Source organism: Pseudobacteriovorax antillogorgiicola (assembly GCF_900177345.1).
Lineage (GTDB): Bacteria > Bdellovibrionota_B > Oligoflexia > Oligoflexales > Oligoflexaceae > Pseudobacteriovorax > Pseudobacteriovorax antillogorgiicola.
The window spans coordinates 72,294-86,724 of the sequence record NZ_FWZT01000014.1 but is presented as its reverse complement, the minus strand read 5'-3'; the positions used below and the strand labels follow the sequence as shown (position 1 = coordinate 86,724).

11 protein-coding genes and 1 tRNA gene are annotated in these 14,431 nt (G+C 46.6%); 2 read left to right on the top strand and 10 right to left on the bottom strand.

Annotation, left to right across the window (positions count from 1 at the left end; all coding sequences use genetic code 11):
- Window positions 1–4 precede the first annotated feature (4 nt).
- Window positions 5–2,521, top strand: a complete 2,517-nt coding sequence (locus B9N89_RS17965; RefSeq protein WP_159455457.1) for a DUF2309 domain-containing protein — start codon at window positions 5–7, stop codon at window positions 2,519–2,521.
- A 48-nt stretch (window positions 2,522–2,569) separates the two neighbouring features.
- On the opposite strand, the gene B9N89_RS17960 is transcribed toward B9N89_RS17965, so the two are convergent.
- The 9 genes from B9N89_RS17960 to lipA all read right to left on the bottom strand — a co-directional run bounded on the left by B9N89_RS17960 (window position 2,570) and on the right by lipA (window position 12,193).
- Window positions 2,570–2,646, bottom strand: a tRNA-Val gene (locus tag B9N89_RS17960).
- A gap of 190 nt (window positions 2,647–2,836) precedes the next feature.
- Window positions 2,837–4,006: a hypothetical protein gene (locus B9N89_RS17955; protein WP_132321463.1), complete on the bottom strand. Its 1,170-nt coding sequence runs from the start codon at window positions 4,004–4,006 to the stop codon at window positions 2,837–2,839.
- Between the two features lie 15 nt (window positions 4,007–4,021).
- Window positions 4,022–5,431, bottom strand: a complete 1,410-nt coding sequence (locus tag B9N89_RS17950) for a tetratricopeptide repeat protein (protein ID WP_132321465.1) — start codon at window positions 5,429–5,431, stop codon at window positions 4,022–4,024.
- 103 nt (window positions 5,432–5,534) lie between these two features.
- A complete protein-coding gene (locus tag B9N89_RS17945; protein WP_132321467.1) occupies window positions 5,535–5,816 on the bottom strand; it encodes a hypothetical protein in 282 nt (93 codons plus the stop codon).
- Between the two features lie 271 nt (window positions 5,817–6,087).
- Window positions 6,088–8,394, bottom strand: coding sequence for a tetratricopeptide repeat protein (locus B9N89_RS17940; protein ID WP_132321469.1), 2,307 nt, complete (start codon window positions 8,392–8,394; stop codon window positions 6,088–6,090).
- A 145-nt stretch (window positions 8,395–8,539) separates the two neighbouring features.
- Window positions 8,540–9,715: an acyl-CoA dehydrogenase family protein gene (locus B9N89_RS17935; protein ID WP_200820740.1), complete on the bottom strand. Its 1,176-nt coding sequence runs from the start codon at window positions 9,713–9,715 to the stop codon at window positions 8,540–8,542.
- A gap of 13 nt (window positions 9,716–9,728) precedes the next feature.
- Complete coding sequence (locus tag B9N89_RS17930; protein WP_132321471.1) at window positions 9,729–10,376, bottom strand: hypothetical protein; 648 nt, start codon at window positions 10,374–10,376, stop codon at window positions 9,729–9,731.
- 12 nt (window positions 10,377–10,388) lie between these two features.
- A complete protein-coding gene (locus B9N89_RS17925; RefSeq protein ID WP_159455456.1) occupies window positions 10,389–11,270 on the bottom strand; it encodes a lysophospholipid acyltransferase family protein in 882 nt (293 codons plus the stop codon).
- 5 nt (window positions 11,271–11,275) lie between these two features.
- Window positions 11,276–12,193 (bottom strand): lipoyl synthase, encoded by a 918-nt coding sequence (lipA, locus tag B9N89_RS17920; RefSeq protein ID WP_132321475.1) that lies wholly within the window; start codon window positions 12,191–12,193, stop codon window positions 11,276–11,278.
- 104 nt (window positions 12,194–12,297) lie between these two features.
- Between lipA and B9N89_RS17915 the strand changes: the two genes are divergently transcribed.
- Window positions 12,298–13,452 (top strand): small ribosomal subunit Rsm22 family protein, encoded by a 1,155-nt coding sequence (locus B9N89_RS17915; protein ID WP_132321477.1) that lies wholly within the window; start codon window positions 12,298–12,300, stop codon window positions 13,450–13,452.
- Between the two features lie 10 nt (window positions 13,453–13,462).
- On the opposite strand, the gene B9N89_RS17910 is transcribed toward B9N89_RS17915, so the two are convergent.
- Window positions 13,463–14,407, bottom strand: coding sequence for an RluA family pseudouridine synthase (locus tag B9N89_RS17910; RefSeq protein ID WP_159455455.1), 945 nt, complete (start codon window positions 14,405–14,407; stop codon window positions 13,463–13,465).
- Window positions 14,408–14,431: the final 24 nt, after the last annotated feature.

Sequence of the window (14,431 nt, the reverse complement as noted above, 5' to 3'; positions counted from 1 at the left end):
GGTCATGAAAATAATTCACGGAGACGCCCGACCTTCAGGGAGACGAACTCACCCGCGGCTCAGCTACAAACAGAGCCATGAGCCTGTAGAAGAAGATACTGTGAAAATGAACCCATTAGACGAAAGCCTTAAGCTTGCTACACCGGTATGGCCATTACAAAATTCGGTTGCCGTAAACCCCTTCTGGTTTAAACGAGATAAACATATCAATGATGTGTTTTATGAACTGGAGGCTGTTTTTCACCAGTCTCTATTTATGCCTTTAGCCTACTATCAACAGCGGTACAGGGCAGGGGATATTTCCGAGAAGGCGCTTCAATCGGCCCTTGAACAGGCGAGGCAGCAGTGGCCAGAGATCCCCGAAGCTGCAGGTGAGTTTCACGAACTCACGCAAAACACTCAAGAAGCGTCCCGAACATTTCTTAGTTTTGCAGAAAGCCTAAAAGAAGACCAGGATATCCATCAACTTGTCATTGAAGATCTAAGCAAATATTGTGCTGGTTATTTTGATAGCCATCAAGCAAACGTCCGTTACCCATGGCAATCGGGATCATTTTGGGAGGGCTGGTTTGAAGCTCAACGTTTCGACAAAGCAATGATCCACTCTGGCCTTCCGTCATTCCCGAAAACTGTTCAAAGGTTCCTGAAATCAGGACCTGAAGATGCTATCTCCAACATTTTAATAGCTCTAGGAATCGAAAGCCCTTTCGGACAGTATGCCTATCTGCAAAGGCTCCTTGCCAGCATGATTGGGTGGTCGTCTCAGTTCAAGTATCTGGAGTGGCAACGAGATCTAGGATATGAGGTTTCCTTTCAAGCAAGGCTTGTAGAGTTCTTGGCTGTCCGCATCATCTACGACTACGCCGTATTCCAAGAATTTTCGGAGCGATATCCGTCTCAGGCAGATAGTTGGGCTCATAGTTTCAATGAAATAGATCAAGAGATTCAAGCCCCTCAGTCGTTTCACCTTGTGCCCTATGTCTGGCAATTAGCTCTGGAATTCTCCTACCAGAGACGAGTGAGCAAGCAAATAGGTAAGCAACTTGTTGCAAGCTCTCGGGCTCAAGCTCCCTATAAAATCGCACTTTGCATCGACGTTCGATCTGAAATGATTCGCCGTCGCATTGAGAAAGTTTCTGATGAGTTCCAGACCATGGGTTTTGCCGGTTTTTTTGGTGCTCCTATTGACTTCCATCGATCCCATGAGGCTTGCGAAGGTCATCGCTTACCAGCTCTGATCGCTCCTGCCTACAAACTGGTAGAATCCCCAAAAAAGCAAAGTTCTGAGCTAAGTCATGCGAAGCGCTTTGAGCTCATGTACATCTTCAGCTATTTTAAGAACTTCCGCAAAGCATCGTTAGCTTCGTTTTTATACGTTGAGCTATTTGGAATACTAGCCGTTGGTAACTTGATTCTACGAACATGGAAAACTCTTGCAGCAAGGATTACTGGCCAAGACACACCGGCTCGTTTCTCCTCCAATGAAACAGAGCCATGCATCAAAACGGCCCAAACTCACGATGGACAAGCTCTTACCCTGACCGAGAAAGTTAGTCGGTGCTTAACAGTCCTGAAAAGTATGGGGCTAACAAGAGACTTCGGTCGACTGGTGATTCTTTGTGGCCATGGTGCAACGACCACCAACAACGCCCTAGCGTCGGCCCTAGACTGCGGTGCCTGTGGAGGCCATGCGGGGGATATCAATGCCCGATTTATGACTGCTCTGCTTAATGATGAGCAAATTCGCGGGGGCTTGCGTGAACAGGGAATTGACATTCCTCGCGAAACACGCTTTGTTCCCGCTGTGCATGAAACAGTGACAGATAAAGTCTATCTCCTTGACGAAGAGAAGATTCCTGCCCTGTATCACAATGATCTTCGCAAAGTTCGAAAAACTCTTCATAAAGCCTCAATGCAAACTTCAAAGGAGCGGCAAACAGCTCGTTCTGATGTACTAGACCCACAAACCGGGCGACGCGCGGATAATTGGTCTGAGATTCGTCCCGAGTGGGGCCTGGCAGGCAATGCATGTTTTATCATTGCCCCCCGTGATCGAACCGCGAGCATCAACCTAGGAAGCAGGGCTTTCCTCCATGACTATGACTGGCAAGCAGACGATAGTTTCAAGATCCTCGAAGGAATCATGACAGCTCCAATGATTGTAACAAATTGGATAAACATGCAGTACTACGGCTCCGTCGCCCTTCCCAATTACTATGGTGCTGGCCGTAAGACATTGCACAATATCACTGGAGAAAGTGGGGTCGTCGAGGGCAACGGTGGCGACTTAAGAATCGGCTTGGCCTATGAATCTATATCCGATGGGGAGTCATTAACTCACGAACCACTCCGTTTATCGGTTTATATTGAAGCTCCTGAAGATGCTATCGAATCGATTATTGAAAGACATGAGGCGGTTCGAGAGTTAGTTGACCACGAGTGGTTGCATCTCTTGAGAATTGAGTCCAGCGATGGTAGTGTTTTCCGCAGAACCCGAGGAGGCATGTACCGGAAGGTTTAGAGCTGAAACTAAAAAAGCCTCGGTTTAAACCGAGGCTTTTTTAGTTAGTGGTGGGGATATCCTGATTCGAACAGGAGACCCCCTGCTTGTAAGGCAGGTGCTCTAACCAGCTGAGCTATATCCCCACTTACATCATCGTAAGATGACTTTCTCGCTGCACCTGGCAAGTGCCTACTGCATCGAGGACTCTGCTTATCGCAGATACAGATTTTTCTGTCAACTGAGTTTTTAGAGATTTTGTTGATTTTGGAAATCTATATGCAAATAGTGTCTTTTTAGCATGTTAGGGAGCCTGGTAGTTGGCCATTTCGCCGCTTAACTTATTTTCCAGCCATCGGAATCGTCGTCATCACCACCTAGTGCCGCTTCGTCTTCTTCATCCAAATCGTAGATATTTTTCTTCTTCTTTGCTTTTTTAGGCTTCTTCTCACGTTTTGGTTTTTTGGCTTTAGTATCCTCTACCGGAGCGACTTCCTCATCCTGCCAATCATCCGCTACAACATCATTTTTGGTGGGCGCTTCGTCTTTCCAATCATCGGCGATGACCTCGCTCTTGGGCATCTCTTCGTCTTGCCATTCGTCCGCTACCGGATCGGCTTTCGCCGGCTCCTCATCCTTCCACTCATCGGCAACAATTTCGCTTTTAGGAGCCTCTTCATCATGCCACCCATCTGTCGATATATCACTTTTAGGCGGTTCGTCATCACTCCACGCCTCTCCATCTGCCTCTAAGTGAGTTGCCTCTTCTTCAACTTTCTGAGTGGGTTCAACAGCATCCTCGTCCTCCCCATACTCATCCAGTCCATGACCTAGCTGTTTAACTCGATGTCGACGGAAAACAGTCACCGATATGAATGAAACAACTACAAGTGTGACTCCAATACCAATCTTAAGAGCAAAATCTGTTCTCGCGGGCGGTTTAGTCTTAATGCGAACAGACTGCATGGACTGGTAAGCCTCATCTAAAAGCCCATTGCTCGTATTTTCAAATCGTTCCCGGGTATCTGTATAGGTCATCAGAAAGTGATGTTCCGCGGAGGAAACCAGAATATGCATCTGCATCATGGGCACTTGATTGAGGGTGAAGTCCGCATAAAAGAGGCCACCCTTAACTTCAGCTGATAAGTCGACTGGTGTTAAGTCTCGTATCTGATAGCTCTTCAAAGCATTCGAAATTTTGGACGAGTTCTCCTGAATTTCTTTGGCAAATTCTTCAAAGGAAACATCATCAAGATAGCGAGGCCCGCTAAAAGACATGACACGGATATTACGACGATAGATATCTCCCTCGATATCAGGCGCTTGAAAAAATAGAGACGCACCATTGATCTCCTTAGCGACTTCCCAGCCTGCTGGTGGTTTCATCGCAAAGTCTTTACCTTCAACGACAGCATAGCCCTGTCCCATTCCTGGAACTGCCTCTTGCCCATACATGGCTGTGGATAGCAAAACAGTGAATGCAATGATGATAGAGTCTCTAATCATAGGTCCACCTTACCTTTAGGCGCTTCTAAGTTGCGTCAGAGTACGGGATAATTGATCATCTTCCCCTAAAGCTTCACAAACATTATCTATAATCACATCAAAGCCGGATTGATCAATTTCAAAAACATCGAATCGTCTGGGATCTTCAGGGTTGTGAACCGCACCAGCCTTCCGACCTTCTTCGTGTATATCTAATGATACTGCAATTTCTGGTAGAAACTGTAATGAGAGAAGATTCTGATAGCGATGAATAGGATCCCATTCGGGTTTTTCAATAACTTTATAGAGAGCACCAAGTCGCCAAACTTTGCGCCCATCTCGATCCACCTTATCCTCATAAACGAAGAAGCATAAATCACCTGGCTGCGCTTGCCCTCCGAGAGGCTTTCTAAGATAACGAACGTCTGACTCACCTTTCGTTCTAATTTGTGCGAAGCTTTGAGCATTGAGCTTTGCCAACCAGAATCGCCCTGTAATTTCCACATTATGTCCTTTCATTTTCAATAGCCTCATTTTCTGGTTCGAAGGATATTCAATTGGTAAGCCCATTTCTCGTGACACATCTATACTTGTTTCAAGGGCCTTGCTCGCTTTCTTGAAGTAGCTCTCTTTATGACTTTGCTTAAAAAGCTCAACATAGGAGTGACCTAGTAGGTTAAGGATATCTGGATCTTGCTCGTAAGAAACTCCTTTTCCCATTTCAAGGTAGTCAACTGCGTCTTTATACTTTTTGAGTTGGAATGATGCATAACCAGCATCAAGAAGAAAGCTTGGATTTTGTGGGAATTTTTTATGAAGAAAATCAGAAGCCTCTAAAGCATCCTTCCAACAACCCAGCTTCATGATGAGCTGCAACTGAATTTGCTTATCCAAATGTGATTTCGCATAAGCTTTCTCAGCAGCATGACAAACCCCCAACGACCGATCGTACGCACTATTTGTTGCAAAGTACCGAGCAACTTTTTCTATCACCACATAATCGATTGTTTTGAATTGAAATAGCCAAGATTCATCCGGATTTTGCTCCAAATCCCTTGTAGTTAACCAAAACCTGAGTTCGCAAAAATATAGATTATGCTTCTCCGCATCAAGGCTATTAATCATGAGCTCGGCTGCTTCAATTTCATCCAGCTCAAAATGAACAAGGGCAATCAATGAGTAGTAGATTGATTTATAGTCTTCTGACTCATCCGCTAATTTATTCAAGTGAGCCTTAAGCATATTCAGAGTGGTAGAGTCACGCTCCTGCGCAGCTAGCTCAATCCAAAGTCGGTACAGAAGTAAGTCCACGCCTGGGTTCTTTGCAGACGAAATTCCTTTAACGATTTGCTTTTTGCTAGTTTCGATTTGGCCATTCCAATAGGAACGCAAACACGTGAGGTACTGAGGATCAACAAAGTTAGATGACTTGAGGATAGTGGACATCTCTGCCTCCATTAAACAGCATACTGCTATTTATTTCGGCAGAGTGTCACAATACTTTAGTGTAAGTCTCTATGATTCATAGGTAAAATATGCCTACATCGAATTAACTTGCTATAGGCGTATCGCGAACTTTGGAAAGCGTCTGATCCACTACAAACTGCAGTTGTTGAATCTGCCCATGAGCCATGGCCGCATCCACCTCTCTGGAACGCTCAATCAACAGCTCTCGGAGATCATCATAGCAGGAATCGCAGATTGGCTGACCAACAGCCGAAGCATCAATCTCCTCCCAGTGCATCAGAACCGCCCAGGCATGGGGGCTGAAGTCACGATGACGAACTCTGGTTTTTTCACCGCAGCACTTGCAATCTTGGATAACTTTCATTGTTCTTCCCCTTGAAAAAAGTAGACTGATGCACCCCAGTGGTGGACACTGTGTTGCAAAGCTTCCTGCCTTGATCCCTTTTTGAAAGACGCACCAAGATGGGGATAAGCCTTTCCTTCAGAGGGCAGATAACTTTTTATTCACGATGTAATTTAATGCTCGAGCTACATTCTCCATATTCGATTGCGAGTGTCAACAGAAAAACGGAAGGCATTTCGGAGGTAAAGAAGGAATAGTTTGAAAGACAAACCTTCCCCCAGAGAGTTAATATTTAGTTAATAGTTTTGTAGGGAACTTTATCGAAATAGTACTTCATGACTTGCTGTTTGATAGTGTGCAAGCGTAAGCGATCGGCAGGCAGGCTCAGCAAGGGTTTCCAGACTTCATTAGCCTGCCCTGCAGCTCCATTGCGGTAGTGAACTAGTCCTTTCAAATAGATCACTTCTGGGTCTTCATCTTCAAGCTCGTCGAGATAAACTTCGGCTTGCCGCACTTCACCTTTTTTTAAGAGGCTATGAGCTAGCGTCCGCAAAGTTGCTTCCCGCCCTTCGTTAGACATATCTAAGGCAATCTTAGCATATTCCACAGCCCTGTCGATCATCACGCCTCGCCAGATAAAGCAGTCCGCCAGCTCTTGATAGGCTTTTGCTTTATGATCATCAGTAGCGTCTAGAGAAATTAGAATCTGTTCGAACCAAACCGAAGCTGCCTCAAGTTGCCAAAGCTCTTTGTAGAGTTGACCCAAAGCCCAGTAGATATTAGGACTATCGAAGTTTGTATTCAAAAGCTTTAAAAAGTCATAAGTGGTCTTACCAGGATCAAGTTTGCAGGCAGCATGGACTAAAGCAACAAGATTTCTTTCATCACCGTTTGCATAAAGAAACCTGATCTTGCAGCGACAGTAATCCAACTCTAGCAAATTGGCTTGAGCTATCATGGTAGATTTTCTCGTAAATTCATCCCAGTCCAAGCCCTCTTCATCATTCTTTGAGAGCTTTTTTAGCACAGAGTCATAGAGATTGAAGCTAACCTTATCCTGGGCCAGCGCCGACAGGGTAAGTGCTTTTTGAACTAGATACGCGACATGCCAAGGATCGTGCTTAAGAACCTGATTGAGATAATCTAGGCCTTTCCTGTAATCTTCCGTTTGGTAGGCATAGTTCGACTTTAGCCATAGCAATTCACTTTTTTGGTCGGACGAATCTTCAAGATCCACTTCTGATATCTGGTCTAAGATTTGCTTCGCCAGTTCTATATCACCAAATTGCATTTGATACGACGCATATTTCAGTTTGGTCACGAGACTCTTTCCATCTATTTCATACATTTTTTCGTAGTGCTTGGCGGCACGGTCTTGGTTGCCGAGCCTAAGATAGACATCTCCCATATGCCCCTGAACATCAGGATCTTGGCCATACTTAGCCATGAGCGAGTGAAGCAGTGATAGCAATTCGACTTTGTCTGATTGGTTTTCTAAGAGTGCTCGCAATCTTTCCTTATCGATGAGATATTCCTCGACATTCACACCAGAGCGTCGAAGTTTCGATACCATCCAACAAAATCGTATTTCGGGGTGATCCGGATGATGATGGTAGGCCGTTTCAAATATCTCATTAGCAAGCTCATACTCGCCGACCGAAAGAAACTGAGAGCCAATCTTCTGAACCATGTCGGGGCTACTTGCCTCGCGACTCAGAATCTCTTTATAAAACTCCAACGCCATATTGAGTTCTGAGAACTCTTCCAAAGTTTTCGCGATAAAATACAGAACAGTCTCGGGCTCATCCTCTGATTCCATCGCCCTTCGGGCAAGGAGCTCTCCTTGAGAACGTCTCTGCTCAGCGCGGTGCTGATCGCCTGCCAGGTCAGCTATTTTCGCTGTCGAAAAGCGTTCGTAGATTTGAATTTCAATGGGACAGAAGCCCTTATTGTCCATCCACCACTCGGAAAGAGATATAATGGCTCGTTCCGCTGACTCAAACTCTTCATCCTGAACAAATTCGTGGGAAAGCTTGCGATGGGTTTCAAAATTGCCATAGACATTATAGGGAGCTAATTCTTCAAACATGAAGAAGTAATGATCGCCTTTTTCGTCATCACCAAGGTGATAGTAGATCTGACTCATTCCGAAGTAACCTGGATACCAGCCATGATCGCAGGTCGTACACTGCTCATAGTTGAAGAGGGCTCGTTCGAAATTGCCCTCCATCTCCATGCTGAACCCAATCCCGTAGTAGATGGCAGGATGGGGACCGACAATGCGGAGCAGCGACTGGAAGCGAATCACTGCTTCCTCAGGCTTGATCATTTCACCATGCTGCTCAACTAGGATATGACAAATCTTCGAGTTGGCATTATCTGGATTCTTCTCAGTGGCTCTCTCGTATTCCACCTTCAGGGTCTCCAAATTTTCCAGCTTAACAGCCAGTTCGATCCGCCGGAGATGAACCAAGAGGTTGTGTGTAAAAGAATCATGACGAATAAGCTCTTCGATAATCTTCTGAGCCTTCTTGTACTCCTTCACGAAGATCAGCTTATTTGCATATTCTAATTTTTGGTTGGGGTCGTTCAGATTCAACACCTACCTCGAATTCGACCAGTTTCGTTTATTATCGGTGCAGGTACAGGAATCTGAAGCCTTGGTCATAGAGTCACGTTACGAGAGGACTCCAGAGTATCTAGAAATGAACAAATAACTGTCACTTTTTACGGAATTCACAAGTTCAGGAAAATGCCCCTTTACCCGTCACTTGCTGCCCGACCACAAGACGATGGATATCATGAGTTCCTTCGTAGGTGAACACAGTCTCTAAATTACAAGCATGCCTCATCGTTTTATAATCGAGGAGAACTCCGTTAGCTCCCAGAATATCCCGACAGGTGCGTGCTATCTCAAGGGCCGCCTTGACGTTACCTTGCTTGCCAAGAGAGACGTGTCCAGGCAACAGCTGCCCCGCATTCTTCAGCTGCCCGAGCCGCAATGCTAAAAGCTGCCCCTGGCTGATGGCCAGTGTCATATCCGCAAGCTTTCCCTGGACCATCTGAAACTGGCTAAGCTTTTTTTGAAATAGTTGCCGCTCCTGAGCATAGCTGAGGGCTTCGTCATAGCAAGCTTCAGCTGCTCCTATAACCCCCCAAACGATTCCATAACGGGCTTGATTCAGGCAATTTAATGCCGCACCAAGCCCCCTGGCTGCTGGGAGCTCAGCTGACTTAGGAAGCTTCACTTGATCCAAGCTTAGCTCGGCACTTGCAGAAGCTCGAAGTGATAATTTACGGTTGATACTTCTAAACTTCACACCAGGAGTATCTGCAGGGCATAGAAAGCCTCGAACACCATCATCCGTTCGCGCCCAGACAAGCACCACGTCACACAAGGTACCATTGGTGACCCAGCGTTTTTCCCCTGATAACAGCCAATGGTCACCACGATCCTCAGCGCGAGTTTCCATAGAGCCTGGATCAGAGCCACCTTGAGGTTCAGTAAGGGCAAATGAGCCAATAGCAGACCCTTTTCCGAGCCTTTCCAACCATGTGTCTTTTTGCTCGTCAGAGCCATACTTGGCAATAGGATACATCACAAGGGAACCTTGCACCGAAGCGCAGCTCCGAAAGGCTGAATCGCAGCGTTCCAGCTCTCGCATGATCAAGCCATAGGATATTTCATCGTAGCCAGGGAGCCCATAGCCTGCAAGGTTGGAGCCTATAAGATGAGCTTCACCCATGCGAGCGATTGCTTCCTTTGGGAAGGTACCTGCCTCATAGTGATCAGCTATGCTTGGTTCAAGCTCCTCCTCTACGAAACGGCGAGCTTCGCCCAGCAAGCGATTCTGCTCCTCAGTCAGTAATTCAGAGATATTCATGTAGTCTGGGTAAGGGTGACAGTGAGGAGTTTTCACGTTGACTTGCTCCTTAAGAATTCGCGTTCCATTGAATCAGACGGCCTAGTCGTAGTAGCAGTACTCCCATAAAGAGACCAGCAAAAAGAAAATGATAACTGCGAATTTGGTGAAACTCTAGGTATGCGAATACGTAGCCGTAGAAGACGCTGGTGGCAATGATCGAATCGATCTCTGCCTTAAACCTCACGTCGAACAGATTTCGCAGGGAAGGATCTTTCTGAGTCACTGCCGGGTACGGAATCAGCCCCGGAACCAGGCTACTAATACATGCTTTATAATAAAGATACTCCCCGCCAAAGACATCTTGCCGAGTTTGGTCGATCCCTGGGGCTTCTTTGAGGAAAATGATCGCAAATAAACTCATCAGCACCAAGAACAATACCAAGGAACGGCTTGTCATTGCCGCGGCGCAGATCAAGATGAGAGTACTACAAAAGTATGGGTGCCTTAAAAAGCGATACGGGCCATAGACTTCAAATTTGCGATTCTTCTTTTTAGGATAAGCAAACAGCCAAAGCTTCAAAAAAAGCCCCACAATGCCCAGTGCAGCCCCAAGATAGAGTGATTCAAGATGGGGTGATAGATGAAATAATGCCAGCGGGAAAGCGAGAACTTCGAGAAAATGGATCGGCTCCGCTTTAAGGGAAATCGACTTCATTGGCACTCCTTCTTAAGTCTGGAATCGCCACCTCTTATAGTTCCAAACCCACTGTTCGGGGTAAAGTCGAATGACACGCTCGATTTCAGCGGCCATGGCTTGGGTAAGGGTGACTTCGTCACGCTCTTCGTGATGGGGTGATGCAACCACTTTGTGGACTATTCTATACCGCCAAGGCCCCTCTCGCATACAAAAAACCGCTAGCACTGGCGCCTGCATCCGCGTCGCGAGTTTTGCTGGGCCTGCAACAAATTTCGTTGGCCGATCAAAAAATGTCACCTCGGGCCCCTGTCGACCATCAGGCTTTTGATCCATCACGAAGCCCAAGATCTGGCCGTGCTTTAAGCTTAGCATCATATCTTTGAGCAGAGTTTTGCGGTCCGTCCAGAGCACCCGGGTATTCATCTTACTTCGAGAGGACTCCAAATACTTGGTAACCGCTGGAGACTTGGATGGCTTAGCCAAGGCGTTAAAGGTTTCCCCGGTAGCCAGGGCACAGTATTTTGCTACGAACTCCCAGCTTCCCATGTGACCTGTTATAACGATCAGGCCCTTGCCTGCTGCCTTTAAATCGCTGATTGTAGCCTCAAGGGACTCAAACCCAAGAATCTCGATCGGGTCATGACGGGGCCCCTTCTCGGCTGATACCAGCGATTCGATCCCAGATTCAATCTGGTGCTGCAACACTTGCCGGGCAAAATTCTTAGCAAAAATACTATGGCGAGGCAGGTTCAGAACCTCTTCGAGATTGCGATAGAGCTTTTCTTTTTCTTTACCAAGGACTGGTCTTAGAAGCCACAGCAGCGAAGCTGCTAGTGGCCTAACAAATGGCTTGGGAATAAGAGTGAAGGCATAAATCAGACCACGGATAAGAACCAACTGCAATGAAATCACGGCCACTAACCTTTTTGTTTGAGGGACTCCAAAGCTTGGTCGTAAAGATCTCCGGCTCGGTAGGAGCTTCGAACAAGTGGCGACGATGCAACTCCTAGAAAACCAAGGTCATAGGCGATTCCCTTCAAGTCTTCAAAGACTTCGGGTTCCACAAATTCCTTGATCGATAGATGCCGCTTGGATGGACGCATATACTGACCCATGGTAATGAAGTCCACGTTGTGGTCTCGTAAATCTTTAAGGGACTGAACGACTTCGTCCTTGCTTTCACCCAAGCCCAACATGATTGCACTCTTGGTGAAAACTTGATAGTTCGCTAATTCTTTAACTCTCTTGAGTACAGCCAAACTGCGGCGATAGGTGGAACGAGCGTCGCGGACCCTAGGGGTTAGACGCTCAATGGTTTCTATGTTGTGGGCAAAAACTTCGGGCATAGCTTCCAAAATTCTAGCAAGGGAATCATCCTTTGCCTGAAAGTCTCCTCCCAAGAACTCCAACCGGCAGTCGGGCGAAGTCTTGCGAATTTCATCGAAAACCCGGGCCACATGAGCGGCACCACCATCCTCCAAATCATCCCGGTCGACCATCGTGAGCACCGCGTAGCGAAGCTTCATCAGCTTAACAGATTCAGCGGTCTTCTTGGGCTCGTTATCGTCGAGCCAACCCTGTGGATTTCCGGTTTTCACATTGCAAAAGCGACAAGCTCTCGTGCAAGTATCCCCTAGAATCATGAAAGTAGCGGTATTGGTGGCCCAACACTCTGAAATATTGGGACACTTTGCCTCTTCACAAACGGTGTAAAGCTGCTTCTTGCGAAGGTCCCGCTTGATGTCAAAGTATGTGGAGCCAGTGGGAATCTTAGTCTTAAGCCACTTTGGCTTATTCACATGGAGGTCTTTTTTTGCTTCTGGCTTTTGTGTCAATTTTTTATCCTGTCTTTCTAGCTTATCAAGCAAATCTATGCTAAGTGACAACGCTCGCGAACTTAACACTGTTTATAAGCTATTTCCACTTTAGGATACCCCAATTGAAAAAGACTAACACAAACCGCCAGTTTCAAGAAGTTGCCCTTCCCTCATCGCTGATATCAGCATGGGAAGCCACGATTATCGAAACAGCACGATTGAAGGGTATTCCAAGGGACTCAAGCAAGCAAGAAAAGCTGAAAACAATTCTTCGCAACGAACGAGGCAATGTACGCTCTCTTTGGGAGGCCTTTACCACCGACAGGCAGAACCTACCCCGTTACCTCTTGGACCCTAAAAAGCAGACTAGCGCTTATCTTCTCGGCTTTCACCTAGCGAATTGTGGCCGTGCCTGGAACCTATTGGATCGTATGGATCAGCGTCACAAGTTTAGTGAGACTCTGGCTTCCTACGAAGGTGCAAAGGTTTTTGATCTGGGCTGCGGCACTGGAGCTGTCAGCCAAACCCTTGCGGCGTTCGTGATGAAGCGCAGTCCTAAAACTAAAATGTCCTTGTCCTTAGTAGACACGCAAGGCCCATTTCTCGATGCTTCAAGACTGGGATTCAAACACGTAGGATTCAAGGGAAGCATTCGATCTAAAAAAGATCGCCTCGAAAACTGCTTCGATATGATATCGAGCCAGCTCTCCGATTCCGAACTCAATATCGTTATCCTTGGCTATGTATGGAATGAGCTTCTCAAAAACCCAAAGGCTCAAAGAAAATTCCAGGAGTTTGCGATGGAATCCATGCTCAAGCCTACTCTGTTCCTGATTATTGAACCAGCTAATCAAAATCTGGCTCGGAGTGCCATGGAGCTTCGCGACGACCTATCGATGATGGGCTATCACCCCCTTTACCCATGCCCTAGCTCTGTGCCTTGCCCGATGCTGCAAAAACCCAAAGATTGGTGCTACAGCGAAACAACCTGGGCTCAGCCACAAATCATGGCCGACTTGGATCGCTATTTAGAGATCAATCGTTCAAAATTGAAGTATGCTGGTTATGCCTTGGCTTCGGAAAAAGCCGGTTTAGTAAAAGCCGGTAAGCCAGGTGAATCAGTGGTCGTGGGACGACCAAAGATTCAAGATCGTTACAAAGACGACTTCGAGTACTTGATTTGTAAGGGAGACGATCTTGGAAAGCGCCCTTCGAAAGTAACTGGAAAGAAAGTTCTCAATCGCGGTGAAGTTTTCCAGGATCGAAAAAAGGACTAGCCTCTGGCCGCTAGGTCAAAGGACTTCGTAGGAGTTCGATGATCGACTGCCAAGTCTTGGGATAAGGGGCCTTCACCTGCAGTTTCTTGCTTTGCCCAGGCAGGGTAAACTTGAGAAGCCGTGCATGCAAATAATGGTGCTGCGATACCAAATGATATAACTCATCTGAAAGCTTCGGGTGAGTATCGCCATAGACTTTATCACCAGCAATGGGGTTCCGAACTTTTGCCAGATGAGCCCTCAGTTGATGGCTACGGCCGGTCACAGGCCGACATTCCACTAAACTCATTCCCGATTTTTGATAATACTCTTTTCTTGTAAAGAAGGTTTGCGAGTCCTTACCCGACTTTTGGGAGACCTTTACTGTTCCATTCTTGGGGTTGATCGCTGTCAGGCGACAGCGTACTTCAAATTCATCTTGGGCCTTCCCATAACATAAGGCATGGTAGGTTTTCTCGATGGTTTTTTCCCGAAACTGATCCATAAGATGCGCAACGATCTCTGGGGTTTCGCCAAGAAGAAGAACGCCAGATGTTTCTTTGTCTAGTCGATGGGCTAGGGCCAAGTGTTCTAAATCACGACCTTTGGTCTGAAAGAAGCGCTTCACCAGGGGAACCACATGGAAGCGATCTCCCTTTTTAGTTTCTTGAGACGGCAAGCCTACAGGTTTGTTGATAGCAATGACACCAGCCTGATCAAATAAGATGTCCCGCTCGCTGATCTGAACTGGCTGAGGCTTCTTCTTGTTGTCTGGAACGTAACGAAAAGTTAAACGATCTCCAAAACTTAATTGCCTGGATGCGATACGAACCCTCTGATCGTTCACGAATACCGAACCGTCATCGATCAACGACTTGGCCTTTCTTCGGGATAGGCCTTTGGTCTCCTCGACCATAGCGAGATCGAGTCGTTTGCCGACTAATCCCCGTTTAGCAAGTATTTCAACAGTTTGCATATATCTTCCCGTTTCAATGGCGAC

What these genes read in the sequence shown, in the direction of transcription:
- B9N89_RS17930 (WP_132321471.1), bottom strand. Translation starts at nt 10,376, where the DNA reads ATGAAGTCGATTTCCCTTAAAGCGGAGCCGATCCATTTTCTCGAAGTT.
- B9N89_RS17945 (WP_132321467.1), bottom strand. Translation starts at nt 5,816, where the DNA reads ATGAAAGTTATCCAAGATTGCAAGTGCTGCGGTGAAAAAACCAGAGTT.
- B9N89_RS17910 (WP_159455455.1), bottom strand. Translation starts at nt 14,407, where the DNA reads ATGCAAACTGTTGAAATACTTGCTAAACGGGGATTAGTCGGCAAACGA.
- B9N89_RS17950 (WP_132321465.1), bottom strand. Translation starts at nt 5,431, where the DNA reads ATGTCCACTATCCTCAAGTCATCTAACTTTGTTGATCCTCAGTACCTC.
- B9N89_RS17965 (WP_159455457.1), top strand. Translation starts at nt 5, where the DNA reads ATGAAAATAATTCACGGAGACGCCCGACCTTCAGGGAGACGAACTCAC.
- B9N89_RS17955 (WP_132321463.1), bottom strand. Translation starts at nt 4,006, where the DNA reads ATGATTAGAGACTCTATCATCATTGCATTCACTGTTTTGCTATCCACA.